Below are 17025 nucleotides of genomic sequence, written 5' to 3'. Positions count from 1 at the left end.
CTTTGAAGGTATCAGTACGTTCGAGTTTCAAGGGCATCGAATGGTGACGGGAATGCGGGAATATCAACATGAATTGCTGAAAATATTGGGACAATTCTATGAATCATTTTATTCCTGAAAGTGGTGCGGAATATCGGATTTAATTTTTTAATATCACGAATATAATCAGTTCTAACACCATTGCGATCGAGCTTTGAAATTATATTTCTTAATTTTGGTGACCTAATTTTTGTTACCTTAAACATCACTTCGGCTGTGATGATATCTTCTATGTATTTTTTATTTTCATCACCTATAATATTAGCATACTCATTAATATAATATTTATTCTTTGATATCCTTCTGTTGCTAAATAAAGTCAAGCTTTTATAAATGAAGTGAATCACTATTCCAATACCAGAAAAAAACGCGCCAAACAATGCTAATACGCTTGTATGATTATGAACTAAATAATCAAAAAAGCATTTCATTTTAACCTTCATTTTTCCAATTAAATAAATAAGCAAGTATAATATGAATACAATACGCTGTCCCTCTCTTTAAACCGATAATGGAATACAGATCAAAAATAGGATTGATGTTATTAGCTGATGCTGCTATGTCTTGTGTTAATCCAGCTTCATATATACTTTTTAAACATCGAGGCCGTTATCACCACTACGATGCCTAGCAATACCGCCGCAGGCAACAATATCACCGTGGGATAGATTGTATCCGGCCAGGATAAATACAGCACACAGGGAACGGTACAGGCAGGTTTAATCCCACGCTTGGCATGATGATAGACAAAACTGGATTCATACCCTGCCCCGTAACGCCGCAAATCGCGCCGTCCCAGCCCGTCAACCAGAGCAATTAACACCACCATCACAAATAAGGGAACGGATAACAGCAGAATGGCCAGCCGGATCAGTGTTACCATCGTGATAAACACCGTCGCCAGCCAATACTCCTTCAAATAGCTCGATACCCCCTGTAATGCCGCATTAAACTCACGCATAAAATCATTACCGATATGTAACTGATAATATGACTGCCCCTGAACCCAACCAATAAAACCACTGTCCACAAACAGCCATTGGTAAGCCTGCACCAGCCATGCTGAAACCGTTTGTGAAGGTTCTGACAACAAAAGGCTCTGGGTAAACTCTGTGGAGAGATATTGCAGCTCTGTCTTCATCATCTGCCGGCTGTGAGATGCGCCCAGTTCCGGCCAGAAAAACGCCATCCCGAGATATTCCAGCAACAAACTGAATAGCCAGGACATCACAACAAAGCCGGTAATTTTCCACGGCCATTCCCATAACACGCAGTACAAAAGACCATGTTTGCGCGGCGGTTTGGATTGTTGACGGGAAGGGGTACTGACTGTGCCATTGCGGAGATTACCCGTGCTCTTCCCACCAGGATTCACTGGTGCGGTAATGCTTACGCATCTGCTCGGTGATTTTCTGCAAATTTGCCGGCATCAGCGCATCATTGTCATCTCCCGTTGGCAACGGCATACGAATTTTCCATAACTGTCCACCTTCCAGTAACGCGAACGCCTGCCCTTTCGGCAGGTTAATCATCTCTGCGGGGGTCACCAACGGCGTTTTGACCGTCCCTACCCGATCCTGGGTTGAGGAAGTAAAATCCTGCCCCTGCTCAACATCAGCAATATCCGAATGCCCGGAGACCAGCGTTTTACTGTAAATTTCCACTTCGGGCAACTGGCTGGTGAGGAGTTCCGCCGTCCGGTTATCCCGCACCCGCAACATAATCAGGGTATTGAAGTTACCGATCACCTGCGCCGTTTTGGCCGGGCTGCCGATACGGGCTTCAATATCCGACGACGTTTGGGTATACGCCGTCACCTGCATCCCAGCCCCGCCGCCTTTATTGATCAGCGGAATAAACTCATCGCCCATCAACTCGTTAAATTCATCACAATGCAGGTTAATTGCCAGTTTGCCATCATGGCGCACCGGCAATCCGGCGTTCATGCCGTATTTATAAATCTGTCCGGCGACACTGACCAAATCCGCAAACATGCTGTTGCCCACGGCTGAGGCCACATCACTGTCAGACAGCGCATCCAGCCCGATATAGACAATGCCGTTTTTGCGGATCACCTGCTCCCAGTCAAAGATGGGCCGCAGATCCGTCATATTGAGGTAATCCGGCGATAACAGTTCCGCAATTTTGCCTGTCGTCAGTTTTTCCAGCAGCGGCAATAAGGACGCGACAATTTTATCAAAATAGGTCCGGTCATAACGCACGGCAGAACGTAACCCATCCAGAATCGGATCATAGAGTTGCTTGCCTGCGTCAGAACTCAGCGTCATTTCCATCGCCCAGAGCCGCAGGGCATCGGGCTGCCCCTGCATATTGCGCGGAATGTCTTTTTCTTTCAGTTTGCTGAGGGAATGATTGATTTGCGCTAACAATACCGGCATCCTTTCTTCCATCATTTTTCTGGCATACAGCTGATACAGTTCACTGATATTATTCACGTAACGGGTGATCAACGTGTAATCCGGCCGGTGCCCCAGGGCAACCAGCGCACGGGCAACAATATTGACAAACCGCCAGGCAAACTCACGAAACGCGGCACTGTTGCCTTCACCACTGAGTTGCCCGGCCAGACGGGAAGCGACTTCGGATACCCGGCCAAACCGCCCGACGGCGTTATAACGGGCTGAAATCTCCGGCCAGCCCAGATGAAAGAGGGAGAGTGCATTGGCGCGATCCGCACGGTGCGCTTCTGCCCAGATACGTCTTAACAGGTCAGCATCCCCTTTGGGATCAAAGACAATCACCACTTCACCGCGCCGGATATCCTGCGTGATAAGCAGTTCAGCCAGCCGGGTTTTCCCCACACGGGTAGTCCCCATCACCAGCGTATGCCCGACCCGTTCGCGCAGATCCATAAAAACATCAGCTTCCTGTGGCTCAATCCCATGGATAGCCGGATTGCCACCCACCGGTGGCAGCGGGCGTACCGGATTAAATGGCGAGTCTTTGCGTAATAACGCAGATAATGTCGGCCAACGGTATTCGGTTCTGCGCTCCAGTGCGCGGGCAAGCTGATAGATATGAGAGGGCTGCACAAATCGTTCGACTTCGGGCCGGCGGGTCTCCTGCAAACGCTGGGTATGTTTTTGCTGCCAGCGAAAGCCCTTGCCCAGAAACAACTGCCGGTGACTGACGGGAATTTGCCTGGTGCTCATCTGGTAACGCGGCAGACGGCGCAGGTTTCTGCGATAACGGATGACCTGAATGCCCTGCCATGTGCGCATTATCGCCAGTACAGCAAAACCGCCGCCCATCACATAGCTGACGGAGGGGGCTAACGCGATGGCCCAGGGTGCCCTGATACAGACAAACGCGGCCACGGCGGAGACCAGCGCCGTATTCAGCTCGACGGCAGGGCGCAGCAGGGCTTCAACCACATAACGTCGGCTCATGGTGACAACTGCTGGGAAAGTTGGGTATCAGTGATCAACACCGGATAATGTCGCAGTTGCAGACGGCGGGCCAGCTCGGTGCCGGAAGCCGGCGATAACAATAAATCTGGTGCTGATGCCCGCAGTGACTGTAAACCCGCCCTCTCACGGACATTGACCACCAGACCCACAGCGTGCAGTGCCTTAAGCCGCACAGCATGCTGGCTTACCCATTGGCGTGAATCGGGATCATCGCCAATCAGAAACAATGCGCCAATCCCCGGCAGTTGCAGCGGTCGGCTTGCCACTTTCCCCGGCGTCAGTTCCGGTGTTCTGACAGGCAACATCGCAGCTTCACCGGCCATTTCGGGGGAGGAATTCTGCATCGGTGACAAAGGATCATCGCGTTGCTCAGCATTAATGCTTTCATAAAAAGGCGAGGCATCTTTGCCGCCTAAATCGGCAATGACGTTCAGCTCCGCATGGCAGGTATTGAACCAGAGCATCCCGATAATGGGGAATACGCGCAACCCTTTCATTATCATGACGTGATATGCCATCCCTGCTCTCCCTGTCGCAATAAGACCGGCATGACGCCCTGCCCAAACCGGAACCAATACCCCGCATCATGATTGAGCGTGATTTGCCGGTGGCGTACCCGTTCAACGGGAATATGGTGCGCGTTGGCCCACTGCCGTAACAGGTTGTCATTACCCTGACTGTCGACCAGATAGATATCGACCGGCTGATTGACGGCCAGCACTTCGGCTAAACGGGTGTCACACGCCGGGCAATCGTTGGCTTTGACAAACAGCGCCAGACGGCCATTAGCCTCACGGGATTTTGCCATATTGACCGGCAACATATCCGGAAACAGCCGCTGCCAGGCCGCATCCACTGCACGCTGAAAACGTAATTCTTTTTCGGCGCGGGCAAATTCGGCCTTAACCCACTGCTCGGCATAACGGCGGCGCTCGGCATCATTTTCAGCTTCAATCCCCAGTATCGTCAGCGGATCAAGTCCCGGTGACTGAATCCCCCTGGGTCCCTTAAGTAATTGCTGATAACGCTGATATTCATCCGCCCGTAATCCCCATTGTTCAGCCTGGATTTTCAAGGATTGCTTTTGGCTTTCCACCGATTGCACCGGCTGCGACGTTAACGGTGCCGGTGTGGCTGACCACGCTGAACCGCTTAGCAGTACGCACGCCACCAGACCGATTCGATTTAGTCTCATCAACGGCCTCCCGGCTGAGGTTGCGGGAGCTGATAGCCCTGCCGCAAGTGATGGCAAACCGCACGTTGTACCTCATCCACTTCCAGTTGCCAGGCCGGACCGGCCATAATCTGCAACGCCGTGCGCAACCGGACAGGGCCTAACTGGGCGTGCACCGACGGCAGTGGCTGGCGGTATAAAATGTCATTAGTTTTTTCAGGCGCACATAACGTGTAACCCGATTGACGCAACACATAACGCATGGCATCGGCAATTGTGGGGTTCTGTGAAGCCGGGATATGAATATCAACCAGTTGGGCAAGCGGGTTATGCTGTGCCTCTGTCGGGTCAGTGCTGACCAGCAGATAACGGCCATAACGAACGACTTCCGGCGTGTGTTGATAAATATCAGGTAAGGCGGGCTGAATATTGCGTGTGATCGGTGTGACTGCAACCACGTTTTCGGAAGCACGCTGAAATTGTGGTTGTTTTGACGGGGCATGGCAACCCGCCAGGATAATGGCCAAGACGCCAATGAATACTGTTATTTTCATTCCTGTTATTCCTGCCCGGCAATAAAATACCCTTGACTGTGCAGGAAATAACAGGATTTATTCAATCAACAACTGGAACTGCCTTTGGGAAAATAAAAACGTTATCGCTTATTGCTCTGAAGGCCCTGCTGAAACCGCTTTGCGCGCCGCACGCTCAATCAACTGACCATTCTGGTCAAAATAACGGCTCGGCCAGATTTCAGAGGGATGAACGTCGAGGTAATTCGCAATGATCCATTCCCCTTTTGGCCAGGCGCGTGACAGGGTGTTGGCGAGGGTTGAAGAGCTTAATCCGGCTTCGCGGGAAACGGCGGCGAGTGTCGTACCACGTTTGCGTAATGCACAAATAATTTCGGCTGGGTGCCAGTCTTTCTGAGTGTGAGTCATAGTCATACCTGCTTCCCCTTTTCTTGATTATTGGTGGTAGTTCAAGCGGAGTTTGCGATACCGGAAACACTCGACCGGTGAGACGTGAGTCTCCACCGCCTGAACCACCATTGAAAGGGTGATAGCAGACACACTGGTAGAAATATCCTACCAGTGGAGTGTTTCTCAGGGTCGCAACTCCCCGACTATCGGATGTGCCGATAGCTTTTTTACTTTAACGAATTGTGTTAGCTAATTCAATAATCGAACTGGTAAGTTTAATAAGTAAATCAGGTAATCAAAGCGATTAAGTTGAATTAATTCACTTTAATATCAATATGATGAGACTTTTCCTTATTATACAAATAATTCAAAATAAAGCACGGAAAAAATGAATACCTGTCATAGGATGGCTGACAATCGGGATCAAAAAAGGCCCCTGAAGGAGCCTTTTTCGAAAATATTCTTCACACGCCGACCGTCACAATGAGTAGGGGCGGGTGCTTACACAAGTAGAGTTGCCTCTGGGTAAAGATTATATCTCACTCAATAAAACACGTCAATGTGTCTTGCTCACGCCGTATAAATCTAAATTAAACAACGGTATACTACGCTAAATTCACAAAGGACATAGTAACACAATGACTATTGAAGCAATTACTCAATCACTATCCGCTTCTAGATTTGCCACCTATCAGTCACCTATCCTTGGTGGAACCTCTTCCGAACAGTGCCTGGGCATTTATCTGTGGAATAAACAACTGGCCAGTGTTTTCTTACCTGCATTGCAGGTCGTTGAGATCTCATTACGTAATGCTATCTATCAATCCTATATTCAATATGAGGAAGAACGGATTGAGCGCAAGTTTGCCAGCCATGCCTGGAAAGAGAAAAAATCCCAAATAGATCGTAGTTGGTTCGTTACTGCGTTCACACAACGGAATAATCCCGGCGCTCATAAGAGTATTCAGACCGCTATAAATCAATTAGACAAAGAGAAAAAACCTCACACACCTGAAAATATTATCGCCAAACTTACCTTTGGTTTCTGGGTTTCTATGGTCAGAAATGATTTTGATATTCAGAAAAAGTCTTATTTAGTCCTTTGGCCACATTTGAGAGGCTTGGTTTTCCCGAATGCCTTGAATACCCAGACAGGTCGCCCATTATCAATTAACAGTATCGGTAATGAACTAAAAGAAATTAATAAAATTCGTAACCGACTTTCTCACCATGAACCACTATGGCGTAATCAAAAAGCATATCAGGTTGAAGATATCATCAACAAAGTGATTGAGCACTATGAGCGTTGTTTAAAAGTGATTTATTGGATAAATCCTTCTAATCTGAAACTGCTGGATATCATCGAAAATAATCAAAAAATGGCAGAGTTATGCAGTATCCATGCACTTTGGAAAAATAAACAACTTCCCGGAGGGATACCATCACTACCAATTAATAAAGAGTGGGGAAAGTCCATAATTTTAGACACATCTCATATTGGAGAAGTTATTCATATTTCTGATAATCACATTTTAATAAAGAGCAAAAAAGATAAAGTCATATTTTTTGGGAAAAAAGAAGAAATTCATGATGAGATTGGAGAATATCGGGAGCATGATTTAGTGAAATATTATCCTGAGCCAAGTATTACACGCTATCCTAATGCAAAAAAGATCATCAAAGTGTAGATTGTGTTTCCAACACTTTACTGTGAAATTACCGATTATGTGAAAGTATGAATTAGAATTATCGAGTTTTACACGTGATAAAAACCTATAGCAGAAATAAAGAATGACTCAATGGTAAAAATAAGCCCTGTTTCAACAGGGCAATAGGTTAATAATAAAGAACCACTCAAAAAGGGATCTCATCATTCCAGTCAACGTTTTCCTCTTCCTGTAAGGCTGAAACCTGTACCGCACGCGTGTTTTTTCTTTCCTTATTAACGGATTGGGGTTGAGGTTGAGAAGGTGGTTGTTTCTGTGGCTGTGGCGACTTATTCCCTGCCTGCTGAGGCACCGCACTCTTTGAATCATGACGACTGCCCAACATCTGCATCGTGCCGTTCACATTCACCACCACTTCGGTTGAATAGCGATCCTGCCCCTGGTTATCCTGCCACTTGCGTGTTTGCAGCTGGCCTTCAATATACACCTGAGAGCCTTTCTGCAAATACTCCGCCGCGATTTCCGCTAATTTGCCGAAGATCACCACCCGGTGCCATTCGGTTTTTTCCCGCAGTTCACCGGTTTGTTTATCACGCCAACTTTCCGAGGTGGCCAGTGAAAGTGTTGCCACGGTTCCGCCGGCGGGCAGATAACGGATTTCCGGATCTTGCCCCAGAAACCCGACTAAAATCACCTTGTTAATACCACGCGAAGACATGCTATTTTTCTCCCTGTTAAACTGACTGACGTTGTGTCCACTGCCCCTGCTTCAGGGCAAATTCTGCCTGCACGCGGCTGGCAAAATATTCCACCGATTCACGGGAACACGGCACGCCGTCCTCCATCGTTCCGATATAAAAGCCCGCACGGGTTTGCAATACCGTTAACGGTAATTGCTTATGACAATATTGCAGGGCCAGAAAACCAATTGATGCAACATTCATGGCGGTATCCTGTTTTGTGATCATTAAGGGGACCTGCCCTGAATACGACGATCCAGGGCAAGCCAAACAGATGATGAATATCAGAACGAGTTTTCTGCATATTCTTGTTGCGTGATGCCGTTCTGCGGCGGCGTTGAGTCGGATTGTTCGGCCTGATACACTTTCTCCTGGCCAATTTTAATCCAGTCGACTTTGATCAGGCGGGCTTTCAGGCTGACGCGCTGTTCGCCGGCATGATCACCGCGTTTCAGGGTAAAAATATCGGTTGAAGGGTTGCTTAGGGTAAAACCCAGCAGCACTTTTTTATCCTCATCAACCGCTTTCTGGCAACGACCGACCAGACTGGTCGCCTCCTTGCCGACGACGGTAATATCAAAACGCACATAGACCGGATTATCACTGGGCCCGTTCAGCGCGTTAATCACACAGCTCAGGAACGTGCCGCTGGCGGTGCTGACATGGCGAATGTTATTCAAATAACCCAGTCCTTTAATGTTCAGATTGAAATAATCATTTTTGGTTAATGGCGTTGTATTCTCAGACATAAGAAGTTCTCCATAGAGGTAAAAAATACGGTGTGACGGAGAAAATTCCCTTCCCTGACGGGAGTGGTTTTCCCGCCGGGTGCCGGACGTGCACGTTGTCTGGCTGCCTGATAAGTGATAAATAACCTTCATTGCCCTGATGTTGGCAATATCTGCTTCCAAAGGTGCGCAGATGTACCGCGTGACGCTCTCCCTTGCAGGCTACAGGAGTTTTCCAGCCACCCGGAGGCGATCTTTGCAGGCTCACAGATCATTCAGGTAAACAGGTTGATTTTTAGAACACCACACCAAACCGTCAATCAACAATCAGATCTTCACGCTTTCTGATTTCCCCGCCTGACCCTGCGCGATTGCGTCACGGCCCTGGCATTCAGCGTTCCCTTGCAGGCCGGATAATTGACACAACCCCAGAACGGCGAGGTTTTTCCCTGCCGTTTTTGCATCATACTGCCGCACACCGGACAAACCGGCGTTTTCGGTAAGGTCAGGTGAAGCGGTTGTGCCTTTCCCCGTTCAATCAGATGCTGAAGCCATTGCACCTGTTTTTGCATAAAAACTGCCAGCTGTGCGTTGCCCTGCGCGATATCATCAAGAGACTGTTCCCATAATGCGGTCATCCCCGGATGGGTCAGCACATCCGGCAGCCCGGCAATCAGCTCCTGTGCCAGCGGGGTCGAATGAATCTGTTGTTTTTTCCGCTCAATCAGTTGCCGTTTAAACAGCGTGTCCAGAATATTGGCACGGGTCGCTTCCGTACCTAATCCGGCACTCTCCCGCAAGACTTTCTTTAATTGTGGATCACTGACCAGAGCGGCGGCATTTTTCATTGCCGCAATCAAGGTCCCTTCGGTAAAAGGGGCGGGCGGTTTGGTTTGCAGTGACCGGATTTTCGCGTCAATCACCTGACACCGGTCTCCCTGATCCAATGCCGGCAGCGGTAAATCAGCCTCTTTCTCTTCTTCTTTTTGATGCTCTCCCGTCTCATCGGCAAACAGCGCCTTCCAGCCCGTGATAACATTGATCCGGCCTTTGACCCGGAACCGTTGCCCGCCGATATCCAGCATCACCTCGGTCACATCCGATTCCTGCGCCGGCAGAAATTGCGCCAGATAATACCGACGGATAAGCTGATAAACCTTTAACTCATCAGCGGTTAACCGGGTGATATCAAAGGCATGACGAGTGGGAATAATGGCATGGTGGGCCGTGATTTTGCTGTCATTCCAGATGCGGGAAACACATTGCTTATCCAATGGGTTGATAATGACCGTCATGGCCGGATCAGTGCGTGCCAGTGCTGTCAGAACCACTGGGATATCGGCCTGCATGGAGGTCGGCAGATAACCGCAATCCGTGCGCGGATAGGTCGTTGCCTTATGGGTCTCGTACAGGGACTGGGCAATTGCCAGCACCTGACTGGCACCCATGCCCCATTGGCGGGAAGCAACCTGCTGTAGCGTGCCCAAATCAAAACAGCGCGGCGGCGGGGTTTTCTCCCGTTTTTTACTCACTTCGATGACTGTCGCCTGCGCCGTTTGCTGACACTGTTGCAGCACCGCCTGAGCCACATCCTGCCGGATACAGCGTTTCTCTTCATCACAATACTCTGCCGCCGGCAACCATCCGGCCTGAAAACGGGTGTTCTCTTTTTCCAGCCCGACAACCACCTGCCAGTAGGGGGTTGGCACAAAACGGGCAATGATTTTATCCCGGTTCACGACCAGTGCCAACGTCGGTGTCTGTACCCGCCCGATAGACAGCACCTCCCCAAAGCCCTGCGCCTGCGCTTTCAGGGTATACAGACGGGTCAGATTGATCCCCATCAACCAGTCCGCCCGTGCCCGCCCTAATCCGGCCTGATATAACGGTTCGGTTTTCTCGCCCGGTAAGATTGCCGCTAAGGCCTGCCGGATACTGGTGTCATCCAGTGCTGACAACCAGAGCCGCCTGACCGTCCCCGTGAAACGGCAATACTCCAGCAGTTCACGGGCAATCACTTCCCCTTCCCGGTCGGCATCGGTGGCAATAATCACCTCATCCGCCTGTTTCAATAACTGTTTAATGACCGCAAATTGGTCGGCAGTCTCTTTTTTCACGGCCCATTGCCATTGCGCAGGCAGCACCGGCAGGGCTTCCATGCGCCACGGCGGACCAAATTGTTCACCATAATGTTCCGGCGCGGCCATCTCCAGTAAATGACCAATCGCCCAGGTGACGGTGATACCGGCACCAAAGAAATACCCTTTCCCGCGCTGCTTCACACCCAGCACTCTGGCAATATCTTTGGCCTGGGAGGGCTTCTCACACAGATAAAGCGGCATCTCATTCCCTCCTTTCATCCTGTTTAACCGAACGCAACGGTGGAGAGAATGCCGAACGCAACTGACCCGACAGAATCTCAGGGCGGGGTTCACCCAGCCGTTTAATCGCCTCAAGGCCTGCCGGGGTTTTTGCCTCAATATCACGCCGGGTAACGGGCAGTGAACGGTAAGAGCGCACAATGCCGTAAATCTGGCGGACGGCATGGCTGCCATTGTGCAATGACGCATCACGCTCTGAGCGTGAAATCAATCCATAATGAAAGGCCTGAAAGGTTTTCATCGCCAGCTGATCGAAACCGACCAGCAACCAGACACAGCGATAGCCCAGAGGGGAATGACTGTAGACACCGATATTCAGGGGTTCGACGGAGGAAACGGAAGATAAGATAATCTGCTTCGGCAGGGAAGTCAGGATATCCTGCAAGCTGGCAATGCCCTGCTGAAGGTTTGCGGAGGCAGCATCCAGTGCCTGCTCCAGTTTGACCAGCCAGACATCGGCATAAGGGTTATCAGTGGCCGAATCGACACTGATATTACCAGCGCGTTTGATCACCTGCGGCATACCGAGAATCTCTGAAAACTGACGCGGATTATTGATGAACTCCTCCCGTCTGCGCCCCTCCCAGAGCCGGATCGCATAGTGAGTATGCAGTTCAATCGTTAAAGCGGATTTTAATACGCCGGCACGCAAACGCGGCGGAGATGATAGTTTTTCTTCAGAATCAGACATGAATTGGGACTCCTGTTTGGCCTGGATAAGTCTGTGGGACTATCAGGGCAAAGGTGTCCGGGACTCAATGGATAATCAGTTATGAGACAAAAGGAAAAATCGGCTGGATTGACTTGATGTTAAGATTGATTGTTTTTCAGGCACTGCTGGCAGTGCCAGCAGCGTTCGATATTTATACAACCACAAAACCTAAGCCTTATGCAGCCTGACCTAACCGGAACGCCGCCGGGAATAAAGGAAAAACACAATGTCATCCTGACCCGCTTGTCGTTCCACGGGAAGCCAGTCCATCATAAACAGGTGGTTTTTTTAATCACTGCTGGCAGTGCCAGAAAAGCGCGTTTTTTAACCAGTTACATCTCGGTGATATTTTGCCAGATTCAGTCTCTGACGGATGTCTTTTACCACACTGCGGACATGCGCCTGCGAGGCAGGTGACGTCGGACGGTGATTTTCCTCCGCCAATACTGGTCGTGTTTTTACAGGCAGAACCGCCGCCGAAGAACCCGGCTGCACATACAATTTTCCTTCCCGTGCCCGCTTCATCATCGCCAGCAACCAGCCCACCGGATTATCGATTTTGCCTGCGGATAACGCTTTATCCAGACTGATGAGCACCACTTGTCCCTGTTCTGTCGGTAGCGCTTGCAACTGACGGGTCAACATCACCACATCTTCCGGCTCCAGTTGCCTGCAAAGCCCTTCAGGCAGAGAAATGCCAGCTTGCTGATCTACGTACGTTTTTTTATTCACACTCTGTGTGAAAGAACGTACGTTACAGTTCGGTTTAGTGGTTTGACGATAACTCATTGATTTTATACTGAGTTCGGATTCCGAATTCAGTTCAGGCTGCGGCTTTCGGCGACTCAGTTCGGTTTCCGAATCCGGTATTTTCCTGCCGGGTTCGGTTTGCATCACCGGCTGTGGTGGTGACGATGTTATCGTCTGGCGCATCACTGCCTGCTGTGGAGTTTGCGCCGCCCCCAGCCGATCTTCCAGTAAACGGATATGGCTGTGACGATGACGCATCAGTGGGTCGGCTTTAATTTCTGTCAGCACCTCCCAGGCGGTCTGGCTGATAGTTCTGTTTTTACTGCGACACGCTTCGGCCACCGTATCCAGCCAGCCGGGATCGAAGGTTTCTGCATCGCGGCAGGTCAGCGGTTCATCGTGCTGGGCGTAGATATTGCCCCTGACCCGCCCATTCTCATCACGAATGCGCTTGCATAAACTCAGCCAGCCGGTTATTCGCAACATCAATAACACCCGACTGACCGTTTCACGGGACGCCTTACCTTTATAGGGCGAGGCCAGCAGCACCTGCAATTCGTCATAACTGGGGAAAACCGCCCCTTCATTCTGTTGGGCATACAGGCGGATCATCATCCAGCCCGTTTTATCCAGCGGAGACAGACGGCTGTCCAGCAATAAACGCCGGGGATATGCATCCTGAATATTCCCCATAAACAGCAGGCCACTGCGAAGTTGTGAAACATCCCCGTCCGCACGCGTTTCCAGACGGGTTTTCATTTTGGCAATGGTATGAGCGATTAGACTGTCTGCGGGCAGATCCATGAGCTTCCCTTATCTCCAATGTTTCAGTTTTCAAAAATATTCTCAGGGCTGCACCCGGTATGCCTTAACCGGATGCAGAATGACAACACTTCACACTTTATGATTTACGGATTTCATTGTTGTAACGTTCATGGTGCATCAGTTCCCAGGATTTTCCGCCATTGCGGCTTAACAGCCGCCAGAACAGCCCCACATTAATTTTCAGGTACCCCGTGCCTTTTTCTTTTAACCTGACATAATTACGCTCGCCCCTTTGATACCGCCGCACCTGCTGTTGCGCCTTACGGCAAAATGACAGCGGTGCCGTCAGCGGTACATGCAGGCCGGTCATCATTTCCCTGAGTTTTCCTGACATTGTTTCCTTCCTCTCCCTGCCATCCCGCTATTTCGTTGTAGCGGGTTCGATTCCCGGTGACGCGGATTGCTGCCACTCTTTCACTGCATTCCAGACTGAGGTTAAGGAGACGTCATTCCGTTCCGCCACATCCATCATGATATCCAGTCCTGCCGCGCTGTCTGCGTCAGCGACCGCCGCCGCCTGCCAGCGCTGCCATAAATCACGGTTTTCGGCTTCCGTCAGTACCAGTCCCCGCCCCGCACGCACTTCAATACCCGCAATACGCCGGCGGGCGGCAATTTCCAGACTGGATAAGCCGAAAAAATACCGCATCATTTCAATTGAACCGCCCAACCCCAGTGCCCGGTCAATGCGCTGTGTCCGTTGCTGCTCAAGACGCGCCTGATGCAATATGCGGGCGAGGTTGCTGTGATGAATATGCACGGTCAGTACTGACACCGGGCTGTTGCCTAAGTAGTGCAAATCTTCCAGGGTCAGGTTCTGCAACATCTGCATTTCCGAAGGTGCCAGCCCCAATGCTTCACAACGGCGGATATAGCCGTTCTTCAAATCCATCACCAGCTGCATCAGCAGGCTGTTGGTCGCTTGCGATAAATGATTCATACACTGCTTCCTCCCAATATCAGGCCAATCAATACGATGTGAACAAATTGGAAAAACGGATCGCCTCAACCCGCGCTGTTATCAGGTCATCACATTCTCCGGGGGTATCCGGCGCTGAAGTTCGCGCAGGCGGCGGATAAGGCGTATCAAACGTAGGAATTTCACCGTCTGAATATCATCCAGTAAGGGTGTTTTCCCCTGCACGGCGCTGCCAAGCAGAATGTCGGTCAGCGTCAGGGGATTGATTTCCGGTGGAATTTCGCCGGTCAGGGACAGCAGCAACAGCGCAAAAGGTTGGGCATGTTGGGGTTCAGTCAGCCGGTATCCTGCTGATAATTCATCCGGGGCAGAGACCACATCGTTTTCACAACCCGTGGCCTCCGCCAGTTCAAAGGCCAGCCGAAACGCCATGCCTTGCAGGTGCTCAATATCGTCCTGCATCGGGGAAATTTCCCAGACTGAACTGACCGGTTCCAGACCGGTTTGGGCAAAAGACAGGCACTCTGCCTCAGGAACAGGCAACTCAGTTTCAGGCGGGTTATCCGGCTGGTAAGGCGGGATCACCGGATTTTTGCTGGAAAACACGGCTGGCGATTGTTCTTCATCAGATGATGAGATAACGGTTTCAGGCACCGGTACCGTCTCTGTTGCAGGCTGAGACATCCGTCGTGGCTTCGATTCCCACTTTTGCACTCGAACTGGCTCCGTCTTATCCGTCTCAGATTTCTCTGGCACCGGCACATATTTAAATGCCGTGACCTGCTCACCAAAGAGCTGCCTGCGGTTACTTTCCTTCGGATCGAGTTCCAGCATCCAGCGGTCGTAATTCAGCTGTGGGTGCGGCAGTGCCTGTAATAAATCGCCGATCAGTTCATCCCGGAACATCTCCAGCGACCAGGATTCCTGAGCATCAAATTTGCGGCAACAAGTCCCGAAGATGTCGCCAAAGGTACAGACGGGTTCCGGGTTTATACTGATGATATGCTGTTGCCAGACCGCCTCGGCATCCTGCCTCAAGGCCAGCAAGGGTCTTATCTGTGGCGCACCCAGCCCGGATTCCAGCAGGTTAGGCATCCACGGGTACAGGTACTTCACGGTATGTTCCATCCGGCTGATGTGACCGTCGCTGACAGGAAAACCCGCTTGACTTAACAATGCAGAGAATTCCCGCAGGGAGATTTTTTTCTGTTTTTGCTCTTCATAAATCTCCCTTGCCTTGCGGATACCCTGCGCTTTTTCAATAAAGCTGAGTTCCCCCCGCAGCTCATTTTCGGCCAGATGCCCGATAACACACTGCAACCTGCCCGGCCACGGTTTAAACAGGCAGTGAATACGGAAAAAACGCTCATCGCCCGTTTCCTGCCACAGTTCAGACAGAATTTGGTAACGGGTATTACCGCCATCGCTGAAGATATAGACCGCCTCGCCTTGCGGATCACGGGTCACTTTCGGCACCGTATCCAATCCACGGGCTTTTATCGAGTTTTTGATATCGTCATAGCGTGGGTTACGCCCGGTACGGGGGTTATCCGGGTTGGGGCGCAGTTGATCCAACGTCAGTACCATCGGCATTTCTGCCATCGGCGGGCTGTCATTGATGGTGGCCGTCGTCTGCCGACCTGGTTGTAACAGGGCATTGCCTAAATTGAGATTTTGCCGTGCCATCACTTAACTCCCGTAGCCATAGGTGTCTGCTGATAAGTCCGAAAAACGGGTATATTGACCGTCAAAACGCACCCGCACCGTCCCCGTCGGGCCCTGACGCTGTTTACCGATAATGATTTCAGCGATACCGCTGTCCGGGGTATCAGCGTGATAGACCTCGTCGCGGTAAAGATGTAGGATCAAATCAGCATCCTGCTCCAGTGACCCGGAATCGCGCAAGTCCCCGTTATTGGGGCGTTTGTCGGATCGGTTTTCGACCTGGCGGTTAAGCTGGGACAGCGCCAGTACCGGGCAATTCAGCTCTTTGCCCAGGGCTTTCAGGCTGCGGGAGATTTCGGCAATTTCCTGTGTGCGGTTTTCCTGTCCGGGCGCACACATCAACTGGAGATAGTCCACCATAATCAGGGCGGGCTGACCATATTGACGGGTGTAACGGCGCGCGCGGGCACGCAATAGCGCGGGGGTCTGGTAACTGCAATCATCAATTATCAGCCGCTGATCCCACTGGGCAAACTGATCCAGACTCTGACTAATCCGTCCCCACTGTTCATCATCCAGTATCCCGCTGCGCAGGGCCGTTAAAGCAACTCCGCCTTCCATCGCAGACAGACGCAGCATCAGTTGTGAGGTTGGCATTTCCAGACTGAAAATCTGCACCACCGCATCGGCACGATGCCGCAATGCGCCGAGACAACAGGCCAAAGCCAGCGCGGTCTTGCCCATCGAAGGACGGGCGGCCAGCAAAATCAAATCGCCGGGCTGTAAACCGCAGGTTTTTTCATCCAGTTGATGAAATCCCGTTGGCGTACCGGTAATCCCGTTGCTGCCCTGTATTCGCTCCAGATGGGAAATCAGGGCGTCCGCCCCTTGCAGCAGGGTCACTGACTGATGCTGCCGGACAGCGCCTTTTTCCGCCAGATTAAACAGCTGGCTTTCAGCTTGTTCAATCAGGGTTTCTGAACGGATATTCGGCTGAAAGACTTCCGCGCTAAGGGAATTACACAGTATCAATAACTGACGTAAGCGGCTTTTTTCTACCACAATACGAGC

At 50.7% G+C, this 17025-nt stretch carries 17 protein-coding genes; 1 reads left to right on the top strand and 16 read right to left on the bottom strand.

Going from position 1 to position 17025, the window contains the following annotated elements:
• Nucleotides 1-619: 619 nt before the first annotated feature.
• From PSI15_RS14990 to PSI15_RS14965, 6 genes are all read right to left on the bottom strand, one after another.
• Nucleotides 620-1414: a TIGR03747 family integrating conjugative element membrane protein gene (locus PSI15_RS14990; RefSeq protein WP_443256100.1), complete on the bottom strand. Its 795-nt coding sequence runs from the start codon at nucleotides 1412-1414 to the stop codon at nucleotides 620-622.
• Nucleotides 1386-3449 carry a type IV conjugative transfer system coupling protein TraD gene (gene traD, locus PSI15_RS14985; protein ID WP_273584216.1) on the bottom strand — a complete coding sequence of 688 codons (2064 nt, stop codon included), beginning with the start codon at nucleotides 3447-3449 and terminating at the stop codon, nucleotides 1386-1388. Before traD ends, PSI15_RS14990 begins: the two co-directional genes overlap by 29 nt.
• Nucleotides 3446-3988, bottom strand: coding sequence for an integrating conjugative element protein (locus tag PSI15_RS14980; protein WP_273584215.1), 543 nt, complete (start codon nucleotides 3986-3988; stop codon nucleotides 3446-3448). Before PSI15_RS14980 ends, traD begins: the two co-directional genes overlap by 4 nt.
• Nucleotides 3970-4665, bottom strand: coding sequence for a TIGR03759 family integrating conjugative element protein (locus PSI15_RS14975; protein WP_273584214.1), 696 nt, complete (start codon nucleotides 4663-4665; stop codon nucleotides 3970-3972). The genes PSI15_RS14980 and PSI15_RS14975 overlap by 19 nt, the downstream gene beginning before the upstream one ends.
• A complete protein-coding gene (gene pilL2, locus PSI15_RS14970; RefSeq protein WP_273584213.1) occupies nucleotides 4665-5198 on the bottom strand; it encodes a PFGI-1 class ICE element type IV pilus protein PilL2 in 534 nt (177 codons plus the stop codon). The genes PSI15_RS14975 and pilL2 overlap by 1 nt, the downstream gene beginning before the upstream one ends.
• A gap of 108 nt (nucleotides 5199-5306) precedes the next feature.
• Nucleotides 5307-5591 (bottom strand): helix-turn-helix domain-containing protein, encoded by a 285-nt coding sequence (locus PSI15_RS14965; protein WP_443256099.1) that lies wholly within the window; start codon nucleotides 5589-5591, stop codon nucleotides 5307-5309.
• Nucleotides 5592-6205: 614 nt separating this feature from the next.
• Here PSI15_RS14965 and PSI15_RS14960 point away from each other — a divergent pair.
• Complete coding sequence (locus PSI15_RS14960) at nucleotides 6206-7255, top strand: Abi family protein (protein ID WP_273584212.1); 1050 nt, start codon at nucleotides 6206-6208, stop codon at nucleotides 7253-7255.
• Nucleotides 7256-7421: 166 nt separating this feature from the next.
• Here PSI15_RS14960 and ssb read toward each other — a convergent pair whose 3' ends face one another.
• The 10 genes from ssb to PSI15_RS14910 all read right to left on the bottom strand — a co-directional run.
• Nucleotides 7422-7952: a single-stranded DNA-binding protein gene (gene ssb, locus PSI15_RS14955; protein ID WP_273584210.1), complete on the bottom strand. Its 531-nt coding sequence runs from the start codon at nucleotides 7950-7952 to the stop codon at nucleotides 7422-7424.
• Between the two features lie 16 nt (nucleotides 7953-7968).
• Nucleotides 7969-8178 (bottom strand): hypothetical protein, encoded by a 210-nt coding sequence (locus PSI15_RS14950; RefSeq protein WP_273584209.1) that lies wholly within the window; start codon nucleotides 8176-8178, stop codon nucleotides 7969-7971.
• A gap of 80 nt (nucleotides 8179-8258) precedes the next feature.
• The gene (locus PSI15_RS14945; RefSeq protein ID WP_045969233.1) at nucleotides 8259-8723 is read right to left on the bottom strand and encodes an STY4534 family ICE replication protein; all 465 of its coding nucleotides are present in this window, start codon (nucleotides 8721-8723) and stop codon (nucleotides 8259-8261) included.
• 314 nt (nucleotides 8724-9037) lie between these two features.
• Nucleotides 9038-11044 carry a DNA topoisomerase III gene (locus PSI15_RS14940; RefSeq protein ID WP_273584208.1) on the bottom strand — a complete coding sequence of 669 codons (2007 nt, stop codon included), beginning with the start codon at nucleotides 11042-11044 and terminating at the stop codon, nucleotides 9038-9040.
• Between the two features lies 1 nt (nucleotide 11045).
• Nucleotides 11046-11774, bottom strand: a complete 729-nt coding sequence (locus PSI15_RS14935; RefSeq protein ID WP_273584207.1) for a PFL_4669 family integrating conjugative element protein — start codon at nucleotides 11772-11774, stop codon at nucleotides 11046-11048.
• Nucleotides 11775-12119: 345 nt separating this feature from the next.
• The gene (locus tag PSI15_RS14930; protein WP_273584206.1) at nucleotides 12120-13349 is read right to left on the bottom strand and encodes an STY4528 family pathogenicity island replication protein; all 1230 of its coding nucleotides are present in this window, start codon (nucleotides 13347-13349) and stop codon (nucleotides 12120-12122) included.
• Between the two features lie 97 nt (nucleotides 13350-13446).
• Nucleotides 13447-13704, bottom strand: coding sequence for a ParE family toxin-like protein (locus PSI15_RS14925; protein ID WP_273584205.1), 258 nt, complete (start codon nucleotides 13702-13704; stop codon nucleotides 13447-13449).
• Between the two features lie 27 nt (nucleotides 13705-13731).
• Complete coding sequence (locus tag PSI15_RS14920; RefSeq protein ID WP_273584204.1) at nucleotides 13732-14310, bottom strand: DUF2857 domain-containing protein; 579 nt, start codon at nucleotides 14308-14310, stop codon at nucleotides 13732-13734.
• 81 nt (nucleotides 14311-14391) lie between these two features.
• Nucleotides 14392-15975 (bottom strand): ParB family protein, encoded by a 1584-nt coding sequence (locus tag PSI15_RS14915; protein WP_273584203.1) that lies wholly within the window; start codon nucleotides 15973-15975, stop codon nucleotides 14392-14394.
• A 3-nt stretch (nucleotides 15976-15978) separates the two neighbouring features.
• A partial coding sequence (locus PSI15_RS14910; protein ID WP_273584202.1) for a replicative DNA helicase occupies nucleotides 15979-17025 on the bottom strand: 1047 nt, incomplete at its 5' end.

This window comes from Xenorhabdus sp. PR6a (assembly GCF_028599065.1).
Lineage (GTDB): Bacteria > Pseudomonadota > Gammaproteobacteria > Enterobacterales > Enterobacteriaceae > Xenorhabdus > Xenorhabdus doucetiae.
This window is presented reverse-complemented; position numbering and strand designations above follow the sequence as displayed.